The sequence below is a fragment of the Sporomusa rhizae genome (genome assembly GCF_041428845.1).
Lineage (GTDB): Bacteria > Bacillota > Negativicutes > Sporomusales > Sporomusaceae > Sporomusa > Sporomusa rhizae.
In genome coordinates, this window is the sequence record NZ_CP156925.1 from 2,133,416 (window position 1) to 2,152,816 (window position 19,401).

The window sequence follows — 19,401 nt, forward strand, 5'->3', positions numbered from 1 at the left end:
TTATGGCGCAGAAATTGGTTGACATCCTAGCGGAAAAAGGAATATCCATGAACCTGCAGTATGGCGGGGAAGCTCCTGTCGAGATGGTGGAACGGGAAGTGAAAAAAGAACCCTTCCCCCGGACTAAAAAGCTAAGAGACCAATATTTCAGAACCTTGTCCTCAGTTTCCATGGAGTTTCCGTATTGGTATACCCGGAAGTATCAGGAACTTGAACACGAAATTCCGGTTGTTCGCCGGGCGGCAGCATTGAAGCATGCTTTTTCCCATATTACTCCGGTTATTTGGCCGGGTGAACAACTGATCGGCAGCAAAGCTGCGTATTATCGCGGTTCATTCCCTATGCCGTGGTTGTCAGAAGGCTTTTTCATGGCGAAAGAAGATGAGCTGTATCAGGCCGCGCTGGCCAAAGGTGGCGCCAGTGCTGACGAAGTTAGTAAGTTTGGTTCCGGCGGCGGCAATGTAACCAAGAGCTTTGGCAATGTTGTATCTATTGCCGGTAAATTTGGCATCAGAGCTGAAGAAGTCCCGGCATTGCTGAAACTGGCGAAAGCTTGGGTGGGTAAGTCGGTAGATGATTTAGGCCATAAATACGAGCAAATGGTTCCGGAGTATGAGATAAAAGAAAACGTTATGAAAGCCGTTATCTGCATGTTCGACTCTGGTTATACGCTGCCTCAGGGCCGTGAAGTTATCAACTATTACTTCCCCTTGCAATATGGCTATGATGGTTTGCTTGCGATGGCCAAAGCCGGTAAGAACAAAGTTGCCGGCCGGGCCGACGGTGATGGTGTCAGCGGTATGGACCGCCTGTACTTCTATGAAGCCGCCATCTTGACATTGGAAGGTATCCAGGCTTGGCATTTGAACTACGCCAAGGAAGCTAAGCGGTTGGCGGGTCGGACCGATGATCCGGTGCAAAAGGGTGAGTATCAGGCAATTGCCGATTGTATGGAATGGATCGCTCATAATCAACCGCGGAATTTCCGTGAAGCCTTACAAATGTTGTACCTCATTCACATTGGGGTTATCAATGAAGACGCTATTTCCGGCATGTCACCGGGACGTGTTGGGCAAGTGTTATATCCCTGGTTTGAGCAAGACATGGAAGCCGGCCGCATAACCGAAGATCAGGTGGTAGAGTTGTTGGAAGAACACCGGATAAAAATGACCTGTATTGATTGCTTTGCCTCGATGGGTGTTGTCGGTGGCGTACTTTCGGGAAATACCTTCAATAACCTTAGCCTTGGCGGGCTAACTCATGATGGTCAGTCAGCGGCCAATCGCCTGGAAATGTTGATACTGGAAGCTGGTATTAAGTGCGAATGCCCACAACCTACCTTGTCTGTTTTATATGACGAAAAATTACCCGAAGAATTCGTCTTGAAAGCGATTGAATGTGATAAAACAGGTACCGGCTATCCCGCCTGGATGAACAATCGCGGCGCCATTGACTTCATGCTTCGTCAATATTCGGCCGAGGGTATGACTATGGAAGATGCCAGAGCGGTAGCCATCGGCGGCTGTCTGGAAACCTCCCCTTGCGTCTGGAAAGAACTCACGCTAAACGGTAAAAAATATTGGATTCCCGGCGGCGCCGGTCAGCCAACCAGTGTTGGTGTTCACTTTATCGCTAACCCCAAAATTCTGGAATTAGTACTATTCAATGGCTATGACTACCGGATTAAGTTTCAGGTATTGCCGGAGCACAACAAACCTCTTGAAAGTTATGAGGCCATTTGGGAGCAGTACAAAGAGTACTACGAACTGGTTGTGGATTGTTTGGCAACAACCAACAACATTCAGCATGATATCTGGCGTAAACAGAATATGGCCGTATTTAACTCCCTGCTGAAACCTGATTGTCTGGAAAAAGGCCAACATATTGGCAATATGGGCTACCGCTTCAATGCCACCTTTAACGTGGAAAGCTGTGGTCAGATTACGATGGTCAACTCCTTGGCCGCTCTTAAAAAACTGGTGTATGACGAAAAGAAATATACCCTCGAACAAATCAAAGAAGCTTTACGGGAAAACTTCGGCTTCAAAAATGCAGCTGAGATTGGCAGTTTCTCGCTGGCAGCCCAGGAAAAACGGGAAGAGGCTTCCGATAAATTTGACGTTATCCACAGTGATTGCCTGCGGGCCCCGAAATATGGCAATGATGACAGCTATGCCGATGCCATTCTGAAAGAATATGAAGAGTGGTTCTGTGAAATGTGCCGTGGGGCTGAATCCCTATATGGCAAACCGATGTATTCTTGTCAGATTTCCGTTTCCACACATGGACCGCAAGGGGCGGCAACACTGGCTTCGATGGATGGCCGGCTTGCCGGTACTACCTACTCCGACGGTTCGATGTCGGCTTATCCCGGAACCGACCGCAATGGTCCTTACGCTTTATTCACTTCAGCTACCTGCTGGGATCATTCTCAATCGCAGAATTCCCAGATGAACCTGAAAATCCATCCAAGTGCGGTACAAGGAAACGCCGGTTCCAGAAAGCTGTTAGAGCTTACCCGCGCGTATATGAGACGTGGCGGCTTCCATATCCAATACAATGTTGTTGACTCCAAAGTGCTGAAAGATGCTCAGGAAAAACCGGATGATTATCGGGAATTGCTTGTCCGTGTAGCCGGATTCACCCAATATTGGGTAGAAATCGGCAAGCCGATTCAAGATGAAGTTATCGCCAGAACTGAGTACGAAGGGGTGTAATGTGATGAGTAAATGTCAATGTAATCATAGCGATTGCTGTTCGTTTATTCCCATCGACGTCGCCAAAGGATTTTGTCTTACCAATAATACCGAGGTGCTGATTGACGGCGAACCTTGTCCGAAGTTTGCGGCGGTAGCCAAGTGCAAAAACTGCACTAACTTCGTTAATCCCGACGAAAAAGGCATTGGAACCTGTAAAGGGTTTGGCGATAATTATTGGACGATGGCCGACCTCAAAACAGTAACCTGTGAAAAGTACAGTCAAGCGTAGCTAAATAAACCAAAACTGGGAGGGTGCAAATCATGCATCCTCCCGGTTGCAATACGAGGTTATTCAACTTAGATTATGGGAGGGGAAAGTATGCAAGAGGACAATGCTAAAAGGATGTCCTATATGGTTATTGGGGCTGCCTGGCTTGCCGTTTTTTGTCTATTCGGATATAGAGCGACTTTTTCCGTATTATTGGGGCCGATGGCCAAAGGCATGGGCTGGTCGGTTGCGGAGACATCACTGGGGTATTCACTCATGATGACGATTTATGCCGTGACGGCGTTCTTCAGCGGCATGATTATTGATAAGTGGGGGACAAAACCGGTCTATTTTATTGCTGCCGTCTTTGGTATGCTGGGCTTTTACCTGACAAGTTTAGTAGAGAGTCTCTACGCTTACTATGCTGCCTATGCAATCTTTGCCGGCATCGGTACCGGTATGCTGTGGGTATCTTCTACCGTATCGGTTCGTAAATGGTTTGTCGGCAAGTCCTACGCTAAGATGTGGGGTCTCGCGTTTATGGGCGCGCCGATGGCGCAGGTGGTATTGAGTCTTGGCGTAAAAAAGGTATTACAGACTATGGATTGGCGTACTGCCATGTTTTATCTGGCTTTTGTAACGTTGGGGGCCTTATTGGTAGCCTCGGCTTTAGCTAAGAAAAATCCGGAACAATACGGGCTGCAACCATTCGGATTGCCGCCGGCCGGAACCCAGGCCGCTCCCAAGCCCGAGTATGTATGGGGAGTCGGGGAAGCCTTCAGCAAACTGGCTGTGTGGGGAGCTATTTTCGCCTTTGTTACCAGTATGGTAGCCGAGTTCCTAATCTGGACACAAGTCGTCATGTACTGGACGAAGGACCTCAAGATGTCGCTCAATGAGGCTACCAATCTCTATGTTGCCATTGGTATTGTCGGGATCTTTAGTATGCCGATAATGGGGATTGTGGCCGATAAGGTAGTTGGTATATTAAAAAATGAAGTTAAAGGCCGAAAAGTTATGCTGGTGTTTGCCCCGATTGTGGGTGCGGTGGCTTGCATAAGCTTACTCATGACCGGTGTTTCGGTCGGATATGGGTTATTGGCCTGCGTGCTGTTTGCCGTTTACTGGGCGATTGAACCAGGCGGAGTGGTAGGCTATACCGGCGCTGTCTATGGCCGGGTCAGTCTGGGAAAAATATGGGGTTTGGCTACGTTAATTGTTATGGGAATCGGGCCGGCCTTGGGCAGTTATCTGGGAGGTTACCTGTTTGATATTTCCGGTAACTATTCTAACTCCATAAATTTCGCTATGGGATCATTTATACTTTCGGCGATCGTGGCCGCACTGCTGCCTTTATCGGCAACACCATCGGTTCCGGCCGGCGATACGTTTTCTAAGACTGGAAAAATGTAAGGAAACCCGGACTAGCTAGCGCAGCAAAAGGAGGGGGAGAATTGCAAGAAACTAAGGGCTTAGTTTTTGATGTTCAAAGCTATTCTGTTCATGATGGCCCCGGTTGCCGGACGGTCTTTTTCCTGATGGGTTGTCCGCTCAGATGCCAATGGTGTGCCAACCCGGAGGGGTGGGAAAATCGCCAGCGGACCATGTACCGGGTGTCAAAATGTGTTTGTGGCAAACAGGGGTGTAGCCGGTGTCAAGGTGCGTGCCCGCAGGAGGCCATTACGGCAGATACCAGTCAAGACACGGTGACTATTGACTGGAACAAATGTAAGAACTGCACCGGCATGAAATGTGTCGATGCCTGCTTGCAGGAAGCACTGGCGCCCTGCGGTAAATGGTATACCGTACCTGATGTTTTTAAGGTAGTGAATCGCGACAGACAGTACTGGGGCCGGGAAGGCGGTGTGACTTTTAGTGGCGGTGATCCGCTGACCCAACACAGTTTTCTTACCGCGGTCCTAAAACGGTGCCAGGAAGCCTACATCCACACAACGGTTGAAACCAGCGGCTGTTTTTCTGAGGACATCTTCATGGAGGTAATGAAATATGTGGATTTTGCTTTTGTTGATATAAAGCATATGGATGAAAATAAGCACCGGGAGCAAACCGGGGTAGGGAACCAGACCATTTTAAGAAATATCGGACTGCTGGCATCCAAGCGATGGAACGGCAGACTGGTCATACGCATACCCATTATACCGGGGTATAATGACGATGACGCCAACATAACGGCTACAGCGGCGTATGTTAACAGCTTAGGTTTAGAGGAAATCAATATTCTGCCGTTTCACCGGTTAGGTGATTCAAAATGGCGGCAGTGCGGTATGGTTTATCCCTATAGTGAAACCGAGCCTGTTCCGGAAGAAAAGCTGAGACATATTCAGCAAATGATTCAACGCCGGGGAATTATTTGTTATGTCGGCCACGAAACCCCGTTTTAGAACAAAATAGCGAGCGGGAGGCGGTTTGGGAACAGCCGTCTCCTTGCTTTGGCTGGTTGCAGAAGATGCCTGTCTCCGAAAAAGGTTTTTTTGTCTAATTAGCGAAATGTAAATAAAAGGAAAATGATTAGTCCTTTTGTAGTTCAATGCGTAGTTTCGGAGGCGAAGTGCATGGTAAATCCGGTGAACGTGTTCCAACGCTGGATTAAGGTGACCGGCAAGGAAAAATTGCAATCATTTCAGGACGCTTTTGCCCGGGCATTTGAAATCAGTCTTTGTATTTGGTCCGTAAAAGGAAAACCACTCACTATTTGGTCGAACTCCTCGCTGCACTGTCATTTTATTAAAGAACACTATGAGGCAAGATGTGAGCAGGAACATGACAATGCCGTTACCTACATTTTGAAGACGCGCAGACCGAAACTATTTACCTGCTACACAGGAATATCCTATTTTTTATGTCCCATTTGTTATCAAAATGAAGTTGTCTGCCTGGTTTACGGCAGTGGTTTTACGCTTAGTTCCAACAAAATGCTTAGCAGTAACATTCCGGTTATTACAGAAAGAAAAATAAGAGATATTATTGAGCTAATAACCGGGGTTTTTGATATCGTTACTTTTGACCAGAGCGATAGTACCGGCAATCTGTTGGATGACAATAATGTATTTGTCCGGGATGAATTAAAGTGTATACAAGATAAGTTAAGCAACCGGGAGTTAGAAGTGGCCTGGGGTATTCTCACCGGGCTTAGCAATAAAGCCATTGCCGATCAGTTATATATAAGTGAAAAAACCGTTAAGACCCATATTAGTAATATTTTAAGCAAAATGGGTCTCAAAGATCGAACTCAGTTAATCATCTATTGCCGGGAAAATTATCGAAGTTAGGGTATTGGTGACAATATGTCAATTCGCCGAAAACTTATGATTTTTGCCACAGCCTCTGTAGTAGTGCCTATGATAATTCTGTACGTTGCATCAACACATATATTGAACAAACAGTTGCAGGATGAAGAACAGCGTTATCTGGAAAACTCCATAAAAATTGCCCGCAACCAAATGTTGGCACGGGGTGACGAAATGTTGAAAGGTGGCCGGATGTTAAGTCAGGACACCGAGTTTGTTGAGGCCGTTACCACGAGAAATCAGCGGCAGTTAGAAGAAGAATTCGCGCGACTCAGGTTAACCTATGATTATTTGGACTTTATTATTGTTTTGGATAAGAATAAAAAGACCATTGCGTCCTTTCCGGGAAATGTAAGCAGCCATCTTCCCCAAGAACTTACTGGTTTAGTCGAAAATGTTCAGCATAATAAGTCCCCATTAGTGTCAGAGGAAGTTTTTGAGCTGGAAGATGTATTTCCTAACCATTCACCCGAATTCAATAAATACAGGATTAAACAAGTCGATGCCACCAACCTGAGTCAGGATAAATTTTTTACTAAATGCCAAGCCGGGCTGGTGGTAACCCCCATTTTTTCCGTCAACAGCCAGTCCGACATGGCCGGATTTCTGATAGTAGGCAATATTGCTAATAATAGCGGTTACTTTCCCACCGCGTATAGCCAGAGTGTAAAGGATTCTTTTCTGGCGATTTCGGTCGAAGGGGTTCGTGTTACCTCGAATATCCGCACGCCCAAGCAAGAGAATTATATTGGCAGCCGGATTCCAATTGCGTCAAATAGCCGGGAAGGAGAGCAGTACTACTATTTCGGGCGGGTGAATATTGACGGCGAAGTGCATGTGTTTTTGGATCAGCCCATTTACAATAATCAAGGCAAGCCAATCGGGATGCTAGGTGTCGGAATCCCTGAGTACAAGTTTTCCGATATGCTGGCGACCAATCATAACCTGATTCTGATTATTACGGCCATAAGCCTGTTTGTGATGATCCTCTTTGGCCGGTACTTCGCGACCAGAATAACCCATCCTATCATTCTTGCTACCCGTTTTTCCAACTTGCTTAGCAAAGGGGAAAGGGACATCACCTTACCTGATTGGGTTTATGACAGCAGAACAGAAACGTCTGTTTTACTCAGGACCTTTCATAAGATGGCTCAAGATTTAAAGCGAAGTGAAGAGCAGCAGCGAATTTTTATGGATGAGCTGGAACAAGAAAAACGGCAGCAGCAGAACTTGGCCTGGCAGTTACAAACTATGAACGATGAACTCGAAATTAAAGTGGCTGCCCGGACCGGCGCTTTGCAACAAGTCATTACTGCGCTAAAAAACGCCGATGCGGTTAAATCGCAGTTTTTGGCTAATATGAGTCATGAGCTGCGTACCCCGCTCAATGCTATTATCAGCAGTGCGGAAGCGCTGCAAGATGGATTATTTGGTTTTTTGAACGAGAAACAAACCAAATACATACAAAGTATTGCCAACAGCGGTAATCATTTGTTGCAACTTATCAATGATATTCTTGATATTTCTAAAATTGAGGCCGGAAAAATGAAGTTGTCATTGTCTACATTTTCGGTAGCGGAAGTGATAGAAAATAGTTATCTCTTGGTCAAGAGTTTAGCCTATCGCAAGAACATCCAAGTAAGTTTTACTATTTCACCGGCTGATTTATTAATTAAGGCAGATGGTAAGAAAGTTAAGCAAATTTTGTATAATCTATTATCCAATGCTGTGAAATTTACGCCCGAGCAAGGTCATGTTGAAGTTGCCGTTATTGGGCGGGACGAGGTAATGCAGGTAAGTATCAAAGATAACGGCATTGGCATCCGGGAAGAAGACCAGGAACGGATTTTTTGCGAGTTTGAACAGGTAGACAGCTCTTATGGACGGCAGTATGAGGGAACCGGACTAGGGCTGCCTTTATCCAAAAAACTGGTTGAGATGCATGGCGGGCATATTTATTTATCCAGCAAACCGGGAAAAGGAACCGAAGTCATCTTCACATTGCCGCTGGATGTGGAACAGTATTTGGACCGTTCTGTTTCTATAGCGGCCGGGGAGGAAGTATAGTGGGGAAAGTTTTGGTTGTTGATGACAATATACAGAATTGCGAACTGATTGAAGATATACTGACGACATGGGGGTATCGTGTCGTGAAAGCCTACCAGGGCGTAGACGCTATTCAATCGGCAGAAACACAACTGCCGGATATCATTTTACTAGATGTCATGCTGCCCGGAATGAACGGTTTTGAAGTATGCCATGAACTAAAACGTAATGAGACAACACAAAACATACCCATTATTATGCTTACTGTATTAAATGATTTAGAAGACCGGCTGCGGGGGCTAAAGGTAGGAGCGGATACCTTCTTATCGAAACCCATTAATTATAATGAACTGAAATACCTGATTTCAACGTTTATCAACCGGAAAATGACAATTGACAGTATGGAAAACTATAAGCAATTAGTCGACGTCTTTTTAACCATGATTCAAAATTTCGATGCTTTACTATATACGCGGGCTTGTACTACACATAAATACTGTGACAGAGTAGCCGGTCTGCTTTTCTTAGACGAACAGCAGCGAACAAGACTTTCGGTCGGCGCCTTTTTGCAAGACATCGGTTATATCGCAGGTCCTCCCGCCATAGATCATCAAACCGCAGGTGCGCAGATTTTCCGGCCGTTAAAGATGAGTAAATGGTTAAACATTTTAGTTCAGCACCATCATGAACAGGCAGACAGCCCTCATTTTCCCCGGGAATTAGCTCTGGAAAGAAATGTTCTGCCTGAACTAGAGATATTAACAACAGTTAATCGGTTTATTGATTTATGTGTTGTACAACCAGACCGTGAAATGGCTGCAGATTTGCTGCAGGAAGAAGCACAGCAAGGGTACTGGAATACTGTCGTGGTTGAAGCACTGCATCAATTTATTAAAGATGAAAAGATTATGGAAAAACTGGCGATCGCCAATTAAATTCTTTATAGGTCATTTATTTCGTAAGATACTGGATTATTGAAAAAGGCCGTCTCAATAAGAAAATTGAGACGGCCTTTTGATTTATAGTTACTTAGTAAAAAATATAACTTTTTTATCAATAAAAATATATTTGCACGCAATTACGAAAATAAAGTCTTCTCTCAATGTACATATTGCAGATATTCTTAATTAACATTACTTAATAAATATAATATTTCTTTATAAAATACAGTGTTTTTACAATTGGTATAAATAAAAAGAATATCAAAAAAAGTCAAAGATTAGTACACTCTAGAAAAACATGGAATTATTTGCTAAAATAATTTCGTAGTATTCAAAAAATTAAAGGAGGATGTCAAAATGTTGGGAATAATTATTGCATCAGTCATTGTAGTCATCGTTGCCCGGTATGTGCTGAAAAAGTATCCACCTCAACCGGTACTGTTCGTGGGAGGACTTGCAATGATGTTCATTGCGGTTGCTCTTAACATGGGGAGTATTTTACCGGCCAAACAAAGCACGGGCTTAATCTGGTTAGATACGTTTGAGTTCATCAAACAAACCTTTAGCAGCCGGGCTGCCAACCTTGGATTAATTATTATGTTAGTAGGGGGTTTTTCCAAATACATGGACGCTATTGGTGCCAGTACAGCCCTGGTAAAAATAGCTGTCAAGCCATTGCAGAAACTTGGATTACCCTATGTAGTTTTGGCTTTAACCTCTGTGTTAGAAAATTTTCTTGCCATGTTTATTGGCAGTGCATCAGGTTTCGGTCTTTTGCTTATGGTCACTATGTTTCCTGTATTGGTAAACCTCGGAGTTAGCCGTTTAACAGCCGCTGCAGTAATCGCTACAGCATCCGCTCCGGGCTGGGGACCAGCAGCGTCAGATAATATCTTTGCGGCCGAGCTAGCAGGTATGGATATTATACCTTACTTTTTTAACTACCAGGTTCCGGTAGGTTTATGTACAGTCGCGGCTATCGCTATTGGTCATTTTTTTGTGCAGCAATGGTTTGATAAACGAGAAGGTCACGGTTTAGAGAGTGCCAATGTGAATATTGATCCAACTAAGACGCAAGAGGAAATACATGTTCCAGGCTTTTATGCGTTACTGCCAACAATTCCTTTGTGCTTAATTCTGTTTTTTGGAACCGTTGTTAAATCCGTAAAAATGGACATTGCCTTGGCCACTTTTCTTGGCGTAGCATTTACTATGCTTATTGAATTCATTCGCAACAGAAACGGACTGAAAATATTTAATGATTTAAAAAGCTTTTGGGATGGTATGGGCTTGCAGATGGCAGCGGTAGTCACATTAGTGGTAGCCGGTGAAACTTTTGCTAAAGGCTTAATGTCTCTGGGTGCTATTGATACTATGATTAATGCTGCGCAAGGTGCCGGTTTTGGCGGCATCGGGATGATGTTCGTAGTTGTAGGAATTATTATCGCTTCTACTCTTGTTATGGGATCGGGAAATGCTCCGTTCTTTGCCTTTGCTCCTTTAGCTCCGAAGGTAGCGGAACTTTCAGGAATTCACCCTGTATTGTTGTTGCTGCCCATGAACTTTGTGTCTAACTTGGCTCGCTCTTTATCTCCTATCGCAGCCGTTATGATGGTAGTCAGCGGCGCTGCCGGTGTATCACCTGTATCTTTGGCAAAGCGTACTTGTATACCGATAGCCTTAGGTATCGTAGTTAATATTGCTGTAACAATGATACTTTTCTATAAGTAAGTAAATGCGAATAACTATGTGCCTATCATGAAAATATATCATCAGGAAGGGGACTAATTACATGGAAATAAATAAGGAGAAACTAGTAGAACGATTTATACGATATACTTCATTTGATACGCAATCAGATAGCAAGAACAGCCAGTGTCCTAGTACTCAAGGGCAAATGGTTTTAGCGATGCATATTGCGGAGGAACTGAAAAGTATCGGATTGGAAGAGGTACAGGTAGATAAACATGGCTATGTAACCGCTACTTTACCGTCTAACTGCGGTCAGCAATTACCCGTACTGGGATTTATTTCCCATCTGGATACAAGCCCGGATATGGCGGGTACTCCTGTTAAACCTCGTCTAGTTAAGGCTTACGATGGCAAGGATATTGTATTGAATGCTGAAACAGGCATTGTGTTATCGCCTCATGATTTTCCGGAACTAGAAGCTTATGTGGGGCAAGAACTAGTAGTTACTGATGGTTTAACTCTGCTGGGCGCTGATGATAAGGCGGGGATAACCGCAATTATTAGTGCTATGGAATACTTGATAAAAGATACAGAAATTCCACATGGCAAGGTACGGATTGCTTTTACCCCGGATGAAGAGATTGGTCGAAGTGCGCAACTTTTTGATGTAAAAGCGTTTGGCGCAGATTTTGGCTATACCGTGGATGGGGGAGAAATTGGGGCAATCGAGTATGAAAATTTTAATGCCGCTAATGTCAATGTGAAAATTCAAGGACGAATTGTCCATCCTGGAACAGCTAAAGGCAAGATGGTGAATGCGCTCAGCATTGCTGCTGACTGGCAAAACCTGTTGCCGGCGGGTCAGCGCCCCGAATATACAGAAGGTTATGAAGGCTTTTTCCATGTGAATAAATTGAGCGGCAATGTAGAATCTGCAATAATGAGCATCCTGGTGCGGGATCATGACCGTCAGTCTTTCGAAAAGCGCAAAGCTTTACTGGAGTCAATGGCCCAAACTTTTAATCTAAAGTACGGTTCAGGGACAATTGAACTGGAAATCCATGATTTATATTACAATATGCGGGAAAAAATCCAGCCGGTAATGCATATTATTGATTTAGCTTGTGAAGCTATGGCGGCTGTTGGGGTAGAACCTAAGATAAAGCCGATTCGTGGCGGCACAGATGGTGCTCGTCTATCCTTCATGGGTTTACCTTGTCCTAATTTGTTTACTGGTGGACATAACTTTCATGGCAAATTCGAGTTTTTGCCAATACCTTCATTAATAAAGTCAGCTCAAACTGTAGTCGAAATTATTCGTCGTGCAAAAACAAAATAAATAAGACATAAAGAGATTGCTGTTTTCGGTTATTACTCAATGAAGATATTGGGCTTCGTAGAAGGTTACTTACTTTCCGCGAAGCCCTTTTTTATTTTTATAACCGCCTCACTGAAGCTCCCAGTTGTTCAAAAGTATAATATAAGCAGGGTTTTTTAGGATTTTCCTCTAAAGGTAACGAGAGTAAATAAAGCGAACTAGCCATAGACATTTCTAAAGTGAGGTATATCCTAATGAATACAAATGAGCTGGAAGAACGGTTATTAATCTATAACTTATTTAGTGTTTCATTGGCCATCCCGAATAGGAAAATTAAGATAACTTTTGCATACGATTCTTAAGATTTGGAAGAATAGTAGCGGAGGTGATAGAATGAGTAATGCTTTACAAGGAGTAAAATGCAGTGTAAAGAACTGCAAGTATAATGATGCGGGCAGTCTCTGTACCGCTTCTGCTATCGAGGTAAATGTTGACGGCGGCGGAAGTTCTGCAAGACAAAGTCAGGAGACTAATTGCAAAACCTTCCAGACTTCAATGTAAAGGCTTTACAATAAACGAGCTGTGTGAGAACACAGCTCGTTTATTTTTGCGGTTTTTTAGTTAATCTGTGGGGCTAACAGGAAAGGCAAAATAATTTAATAATCTAACTCCAAAAAAAGAGCACTCTCACCCACTTGGCTAAGAGTACCCTTGGTTTTTTAACTATTTTCTAGCTGCGCTTTCCTGCGTCAAAGCTTCTGAATCTTTTTTAGTTTTTGTGCTTTTTTTAGGGCCGCGACCAGGTTTTTTATCCCCCACACCCGTCACCTCCAACTGCATTTAGCAGGTAGTATTCCCAAAGGGGTGGATTAGTATACGTGTGAACGAAAAAAATCTACTCAACCCCGGTTAACTGATGTGATATACTGTTACTATAAAAATTATTTCCGATGTTTTACATAACTTGTAGTGCCACAAAAAAAGACTGCGAAAGAGGCTCTAAAAATATGAAAAAAACCTCAAGAACAAAATTATTCTGAGGTTTATTTATGTGTAATTCGAAAAAATCAGAATTTATTATATCATACATAAATTTTGAATTCAAGGCCGAAAATGGGCAAAAAGTGAAGAAATGCAAAAAAAAATGCCATTTTTTCATGTTAGCAGCAGGATTCTGAGTTTTTTACAAGAATGTATAAAAAATACAACGTTTAATTTATTAGCATTTGTTAGTTCAAACAAATCTAACAATGCTAGGCCTTAATTTAAATATATATGAGAAGGAAGGGATCCCCTATGGCAAAAATGAAGACCATGGATGGAAACACAGCAGCAGCTCACGTCTCTTATGCATTTACTGAAGTCGCCGCAATTTACCCAATTACTCCGTCATCACCAATGGCTGAGCACGTTGATGAGTGGGTAGCCCAAGGAAGAAAGAATATTTTTGGTCAACCTGTAAAAGTTGTAGAAATGCAATCTGAAGCTGGTGCAGCCGGCGCAGTTCATGGATCGTTGCAGGCTGGAGCATTGACTTCTACATATACTGCATCCCAAGGCTTACTGCTCATGATCCCCAATATGTATAAAATTGCCGGTGAACTTTTACCGAGCGTATTCCATGTTAGCGCTCGAGCTCTTGCCGCTAACTCCCTAAACATTTTTGGTGACCACCAAGACGTTATGGCTGCTAGACAGACAGGCTTTGCTATGCTGGCTGAAAGCAGTGTTCAACAAGTTATGGACCTGGGTGCTGTAGCTCATTTAGCAACACTTAAGAGCCGTATACCGTTTATTAACTTCTTTGATGGTTTCCGTACTTCCCACGAAATACAAAAAATCGAAGTTCTCGACTATGATGATTTAGCTAAACTTGTTGATATGGATGCTGTTAATGCTTTCCGCCGGAGTGCTTTGAACCCTGATCATCCTGTAGTTCGTGGTACTGCTCAAAACCCTGATATCTACTTCCAAGAGCGTGAAGTATCCAACTCCTTCTACGATGCCGTTCCTGCTATTGTAGAAGAATACATGGCTGAAATCAGCAAACTGACCGGACGCGAGTATCATCTCTTCAATTACTATGGTGCAGAAGATGCTGACCGCCTGATTATTGCTATGGGTTCAGCTTGCGATGCTATTGAAGAAACTGTTGACTACTTAAATGCAAAAGGCGAAAAAGTTGGTCTGTTAACAGTTCATCTATATCGTCCATTCTCCCTTGAGCATTTCTTCAAATATATCCCTAAGACTGTTAAGAAAATTGCTGTACTTGACCGTACAAAAGAGCCTGGTTCCCTTGCTGAACCTTTATATCTTGATGTTAAGGCCGCTTTCTACGGTAAAGAATGGCAGCCTGTTATTGTCGGCGGCCGCTACGGCTTAGGCTTAAAAGATATCGTACCTGCTCATGTTGTACCTGTATTTGAAAACCTCAAGCTTGACCAGCCTAAAGACGGTTTCACTGTAAGCATTGTCGACGATGTTACCCATAAATCATTGCCGCTTTTAGCTGAAGATATTGATACTACTCCTGCCGGAACCACATCCTGTAAGTTCTGGGGTTTAGGTTCTGACGGTACGGTAGGTGCTAATAAGAGCGCAATCAAAATTATCGGTGACCATACCGATATGTATGCGCAAGGTTACTTCTCCTATGATTCCAAGAAGTCTGGCGGTATTACCGTTTCTCACCTCCGTTTCGGCAAAAAGCCGATCAAATCCCCTTATCTCATTAATAAGGCAAATTTTGTTGCCTGCCATAACCAGTCCTATGTTTACAAGTACAACGTTCTTGAAGGTTTAAAACCAGGCGGCGTATTCTTGTTAAACTGCATCTGGAATGAACAAGAATTGGATGAGAAACTGCCTGCAGAAATGAAGCGGTTCATTGCCAAAAACAACATCCAGTTCTACACCCTTGATGCTGTAGGCATTGCTCAAGAAATTGGCCTTGGCGGACGTATCAACATGATCATGCAGTCTGCTTTCTTCAAACTGGCTAACATTATTCCGTTGGAAGATGCTATTAAGTACCTCAAACAAGCTGTTGTTAGCTCTTATGGCAACAAAGGTCAAAAAATTATTGACATGAACAATGCTGCTATTGATAAAGGCGTTGGCGCTCTTGTTAAAATTAATGTTCCGGCAGCTTGGGCAGGAGCTCAAGACGAAGCTGCTGCTGCCAACGATGCTCCGGAATTCATTAAGAAAATCCTTGTACCGATGAACCGCCAAGAAGGCGACAGCCTGCCTGTAAGCGCGTTTATTGGCATGGAAGACGGTACTTTCCCGACAGGAACTGCTGCTTATGAAAAACGCGGTATTGCTATTGACGTTCCTCAATGGAATGTGGAAAAATGTATCCAATGTAACCAGTGCGCTTATGTTTGTCCGCACGCAGCTATCCGTCCGGTCCTTGTAAATGATGCAGAATTGAAAGCTGCACCTGCTGACTTCAAAGCAAAACCTGCTACTGGCATTAAAGACCTCAGCTTCAGCATCGCCGTTTCTCCGCTTGATTGCGCCGGATGCGGCAACTGTGCACAAGTATGCCCAGCTAAAGAAAAAGCATTAGAAATGAAGCCTCAGGAAACTCAACATAATCAAATTCCAGTTTGGGATTATGCACTTAACGTATCTCCTAAGGCTAACCCAATGAACAAGCTGACTGTAAAAGGCAGCCAATTTGAACAACCGCTATTAGAATACTCCGGTGCTTGCGCGGGCTGCGGCGAAACTCCGTATGCTAAGCTTGTTACCCAACTCTTCGGCGATCGTATGATGATTGCTAATGCTACTGGTTGTTCCTCCATCTGGGGCGCTAGCGCACCTGCCATGCCATACTGCAAAAACCATCGCGGTCATGGTCCTGCCTGGGCTAACTCCCTGTTTGAAGATAACGCCGAATTCGGTTTAGGTATGTATGTTGGCGTGAAACAAGTTCGCAATACTTTGGCTGCTAAGATGGAAGAAGCTGCTAAACTCAGCGTAAGCGCCGACCTTAAAGCCGCTCTGGAAGATTGGGTTGCTAACAAAGACAACGGCAACGGCACCCGCGAACGTGCGGATAAACTGATTACTCTCTTAGAAGCAGAAAAAGGCAATAATGCCCTTCTGAACGAGATTTACAGCGACAAAGATTTCTTTGTTAAACGTTCACAATGGATCTTAGGCGGCGACGGCTGGTCTTATGACATCGGCTTCGGCGGTCTTGACCATGTTCTTGCCAGCAATGAAGATGTTAACGTTTTGGTATTTGACACCGAGGTATATTCCAACACTGGTGGTCAGTCCTCCAAAGCTACTCCGACTGCAGCTATTGCGAAGTTTGCTGCCAGCGGTAAAACTACTAAGAAAAAAGACCTTGGCATGATTGCTATGAGCTATGGCTATGTATATGTTGCACAAATCTCTATGGGTGCAGACAAAGCACAAACTCTCAAAGCCATTGCTGAAGCTGAGGCTTATCCAGGACCATCCCTCATTATTGCTTATGCTCCTTGTATCAATCATGGTATCAAGATTGGTATGGGCAACAGCCAGCTTGAAGCTAAGAAAGCTGTTGACTCCGGCTACTGGTCAATGTACCGTTTCAACCCTGCGCTTAAAGAGGCAGGCAAAAATCCGTTCACGTTGGACTCCAAAGAGCCTACCGCCGACTTCAAAGAGTTCCTCATGGGCGAAGTTCGCTACTCTTCACTGAAGCAGCAGTTCCCAGAGCTTGCTGACGATCTCTTTGAGAAAACTGCTAAAGACGCTGCTGAAAGACGTGCTACTTACAAACGTTTAGCCGCAGAATAAAAGCAATTAAAAAACTGATTTAACTATAAAGCGCTAGCTGCCAATAGGCAGCTAGCGCTTTAATAATGAATAAGTATAAGACTTTGCGGGTTATCTATAAGGTAACCCTTTTAATATTTTATGTCGGCTTTGACAACATGAGCAGAACTGCCGCCACTATTTGTCAGCGTCAGGGAGAGGTCCTCGGTACCGCCAGTGCCTGATAAAAGCAGTAAATCGCCTGTTTGTAAATCATAGCTGCTTTTATCACCTATAAGGACGTTTAACGTTCCCTCGACGCAATAAAGGGCGGAAGTGATTTTATGAGAGCCGGGCTTGGTAACAGTGACTGTAGTGGAGCCTTTATCTTCAAGCTCAAAAGGAGTTAGCTGGCCGGTGCAGCCTGCAGCCATCATTAGGTTGAAATCACGTACTTTACCAAAGCTTTTGGTAGTCCAGTCCCCGCTAAAGCTGTCTTGGTCAAATGGCTTTAATAATACGGTATGATGGCCTTCGTGTTCTAGTCTCATTTCGCCGTCAAGAACCATAATCAGTCGATGTATTCCCGGCAGGGAAGTAAACACGGACTCTTCCAGTTCAACGACAGCGGAACTGAGCCGCCACTTAAAATTGCGTTCGCTGTAGACGGCATCTTTGGGATAGATGGCAATTTGGGTTGTTGTGCCGCCGGACCAATTGCTGCTAGCTTGTTGTTGTTTTCGTACTAACTCAACTGCATATGACATTCAATTTCTCCTCCAATCGAACTAAGACTATATTCATTTTAATTATACACTAATATTAAACTAAACATAGTATTAGTTTCCAAGATACAGGATTTGATAGATTGTTGTCGAATTTTTGGAGATAAAAGCTTAATTCTACGCAAAGTAGGGCAGATTTTAGCAAAAAAAGGGAAGAAACACCGACAAACGAGGTGCAGGATATGTATAAACTTATGATTGTAGAGGACGAGCCGGCTATTTGTTCTTCACTACAGTTTGCCTTAGAGGACGATTACGAGGTATATACTGCTTATAACGAGACAGATGCGATAGACATCATTGCGAACGGCGAAATTGATCTGGTACTGCTTGATCTAAGGCTTGGTGACAGTGACGGAATTGAAGTTCTTAAAAAAATTAAGCAGTTAAATGATCGTATGGCCGTAATTATCATGACAGCGTATGGCAGTATTCAGTCTTCGGTTGATGCCATTAAGGCCGGTGCCTTTTATTATATTACAAAGCCGATTAATATTGACGAACTGCGCATGCTTCTGACAAATGCGGCAGAGTATCTCAATTTGAAAACAAAAGTCAATTACCTTAATGATAAAATAACCAAATTGTATGAAATACCAGGGATCATTGGTGTTTCTTCAGCAATGCGCAGCGTTTTTCAGCAAATAGATAAAATTAAAAATATAGACTCTACTGTCCTTATTACCGGGGAAAGCGGCACAGGAAAAGAGCTTGTCGCCAAGGCTATCCATTATAGCGGTGGTCGCAAAGATGAGCCTTTTGAAGTAATTAATTGTGCCGCAATACCTGGCGAATTATTGGAAAGTGAATTATTCGGTTATGAAAAGGGTGCTTTTACCGGGGCAACGCATCGAAAAAAAGGCATATTTGAACTTGCGCATAAAGGAACGTTGTTTTTAGATGAAATCGGAGAAATGGATCTGCGCTTACAATCCAAATTATTGCGGGTGGTACAAGAGCGGGAGATTACTCCTGTGGGCGCAGGTACGAGGAAAAAGGTTGATGTCAGGATAATTTGCGCTACTAACCGCGATTTACGTCAAGCGGTCGCTTCCGGACATTTTCGCGAAGATTTGTTTTTTCGGTTGAACGTTATTATTATTAATATGCCACCGCTAAGGGCACGTATTGAGGATATTCCGGTTTTAGTTCAATATTTTATTGACAAGTATAATCAGAAAATGGGGCGTAATATTACGGGAATTGGGACAGAGGCACTTAACTGCCTGTGTGGGTATGAATGCAAGGGCAATGTACGGGAACTTGAGAATATCATCGAACGGGCGATAGTTTTTGCTGAGGGGCCGCAAATATTAGTAAACGATCTCCCGGAAGAGGTTGTGCGCTCTCCACGCAATGCTGCTTGTAATAAAAAGGGAATGCTTATTCCGATTTATATTGGTGAAAATCTCAAAGATATTGAGAAGAAGGTTATTCTTAAGACTTTAAAATATCTGAATGATGATAAGCAGGAAACGGCCAAGGTATTAAAAATTAGTGAGCGGAAACTATGGTATAAAATAAAAGAATACGAACAGGACAAAAATTGATGGAAGCATCTGCGGTATTTGCCGCAGATGCTT

At 43.6% G+C, this 19,401-nt stretch carries 13 protein-coding genes; 12 read left to right on the top strand and 1 reads right to left on the bottom strand.

Annotation, left to right across the window (positions count from 1 at the left end):
• Positions 1–2: 2 nt before the first annotated feature.
• The 11 genes from hpdB to nifJ all read left to right on the top strand — a co-directional run bounded on the left by hpdB (position 3) and on the right by nifJ (position 17,075).
• Positions 3–2,717 (top strand): 4-hydroxyphenylacetate decarboxylase large subunit, encoded by a 2,715-nt coding sequence (gene hpdB, locus SRRS_RS09705; RefSeq protein ID WP_371368321.1) that lies wholly within the window; start codon positions 3–5, stop codon positions 2,715–2,717.
• A 4-nt stretch (positions 2,718–2,721) separates the two neighbouring features.
• A complete protein-coding gene (gene hpdC, locus SRRS_RS09710) occupies positions 2,722–2,988 on the top strand; it encodes a 4-hydroxyphenylacetate decarboxylase small subunit (RefSeq protein WP_371368323.1) in 267 nt (88 codons plus the stop codon).
• 90 nt (positions 2,989–3,078) lie between these two features.
• A complete protein-coding gene (locus tag SRRS_RS09715) occupies positions 3,079–4,380 on the top strand; it encodes a nitrate/nitrite transporter (RefSeq protein ID WP_371368324.1) in 1,302 nt (433 codons plus the stop codon).
• A 41-nt stretch (positions 4,381–4,421) separates the two neighbouring features.
• Positions 4,422–5,369 carry a 4-hydroxyphenylacetate decarboxylase activase gene (gene hpdA / locus SRRS_RS09720; protein WP_371368326.1) on the top strand — a complete coding sequence of 316 codons (948 nt, stop codon included), beginning with the start codon at positions 4,422–4,424 and terminating at the stop codon, positions 5,367–5,369.
• Between the two features lie 171 nt (positions 5,370–5,540).
• Entirely contained in the window at positions 5,541–6,257 is a 717-nt protein-coding gene (locus SRRS_RS09725; protein ID WP_371368327.1) for a LuxR C-terminal-related transcriptional regulator, read from the top strand.
• Between the two features lie 15 nt (positions 6,258–6,272).
• Complete coding sequence (locus SRRS_RS09730; RefSeq protein WP_371368329.1) at positions 6,273–8,342, top strand: ATP-binding protein; 2,070 nt, start codon at positions 6,273–6,275, stop codon at positions 8,340–8,342.
• Positions 8,342–9,256 carry a response regulator gene (locus SRRS_RS09735; protein WP_371368331.1) on the top strand — a complete coding sequence of 305 codons (915 nt, stop codon included), beginning with the start codon at positions 8,342–8,344 and terminating at the stop codon, positions 9,254–9,256. The genes SRRS_RS09730 and SRRS_RS09735 overlap by 1 nt, the downstream gene beginning before the upstream one ends.
• 363 nt (positions 9,257–9,619) lie before the next feature.
• On the top strand, positions 9,620–10,993 hold the full coding sequence (gene dcuC, locus SRRS_RS09740; RefSeq protein WP_371368333.1) for a C4-dicarboxylate transporter DcuC: 1,374 nt from the start codon (positions 9,620–9,622) through the stop codon (positions 10,991–10,993).
• A gap of 61 nt (positions 10,994–11,054) precedes the next feature.
• Positions 11,055–12,293, top strand: coding sequence for a peptidase T (gene pepT / locus SRRS_RS09745; RefSeq protein ID WP_371368335.1), 1,239 nt, complete (start codon positions 11,055–11,057; stop codon positions 12,291–12,293).
• Between the two features lie 372 nt (positions 12,294–12,665).
• The gene (locus tag SRRS_RS09750) at positions 12,666–12,833 is read left to right on the top strand and encodes a DUF1540 domain-containing protein (RefSeq protein WP_371368337.1); all 168 of its coding nucleotides are present in this window, start codon (positions 12,666–12,668) and stop codon (positions 12,831–12,833) included.
• 735 nt (positions 12,834–13,568) lie between these two features.
• Positions 13,569–17,075, top strand: coding sequence for a pyruvate:ferredoxin (flavodoxin) oxidoreductase (nifJ, locus tag SRRS_RS09755; protein ID WP_371368339.1), 3,507 nt, complete (start codon positions 13,569–13,571; stop codon positions 17,073–17,075).
• Between the two features lie 110 nt (positions 17,076–17,185).
• Here nifJ and SRRS_RS09760 read toward each other — a convergent pair whose 3' ends face one another.
• On the bottom strand, positions 17,186–17,800 hold the full coding sequence (locus SRRS_RS09760; RefSeq protein ID WP_371368341.1) for a HutD family protein: 615 nt from the start codon (positions 17,798–17,800) through the stop codon (positions 17,186–17,188).
• Positions 17,801–18,000: 200 nt separating this feature from the next.
• On the opposite strand from SRRS_RS09760, the gene SRRS_RS09765 reads away from it, so the two are divergent.
• Positions 18,001–19,368 carry a sigma-54-dependent transcriptional regulator gene (locus SRRS_RS09765; protein ID WP_371368343.1) on the top strand — a complete coding sequence of 456 codons (1,368 nt, stop codon included), beginning with the start codon at positions 18,001–18,003 and terminating at the stop codon, positions 19,366–19,368.
• Positions 19,369–19,401: the final 33 nt, after the last annotated feature.

What these genes read in the sequence shown, in the direction of transcription:
- hpdB (WP_371368321.1), top strand. Translation starts at nt 3, where the DNA reads ATGGCGCAGAAATTGGTTGACATCCTAGCGGAAAAAGGAATATCCATG.
- hpdC (WP_371368323.1), top strand. Translation starts at nt 2,722, where the DNA reads ATGAGTAAATGTCAATGTAATCATAGCGATTGCTGTTCGTTTATTCCC.
- SRRS_RS09715 (WP_371368324.1), top strand. Translation starts at nt 3,079, where the DNA reads ATGCAAGAGGACAATGCTAAAAGGATGTCCTATATGGTTATTGGGGCT.
- SRRS_RS09725 (WP_371368327.1), top strand. Translation starts at nt 5,541, where the DNA reads ATGGTAAATCCGGTGAACGTGTTCCAACGCTGGATTAAGGTGACCGGC.
- SRRS_RS09730 (WP_371368329.1), top strand. Translation starts at nt 6,273, where the DNA reads ATGTCAATTCGCCGAAAACTTATGATTTTTGCCACAGCCTCTGTAGTA.
- dcuC (WP_371368333.1), top strand. Translation starts at nt 9,620, where the DNA reads ATGTTGGGAATAATTATTGCATCAGTCATTGTAGTCATCGTTGCCCGG.
- pepT (WP_371368335.1), top strand. Translation starts at nt 11,055, where the DNA reads ATGGAAATAAATAAGGAGAAACTAGTAGAACGATTTATACGATATACT.
- SRRS_RS09750 (WP_371368337.1), top strand. Translation starts at nt 12,666, where the DNA reads ATGAGTAATGCTTTACAAGGAGTAAAATGCAGTGTAAAGAACTGCAAG.
- nifJ (WP_371368339.1), top strand. Translation starts at nt 13,569, where the DNA reads ATGGCAAAAATGAAGACCATGGATGGAAACACAGCAGCAGCTCACGTC.
- SRRS_RS09760 (WP_371368341.1), bottom strand. Translation starts at nt 17,800, where the DNA reads ATGTCATATGCAGTTGAGTTAGTACGAAAACAACAACAAGCTAGCAGC.
- SRRS_RS09765 (WP_371368343.1), top strand. Translation starts at nt 18,001, where the DNA reads ATGTATAAACTTATGATTGTAGAGGACGAGCCGGCTATTTGTTCTTCA.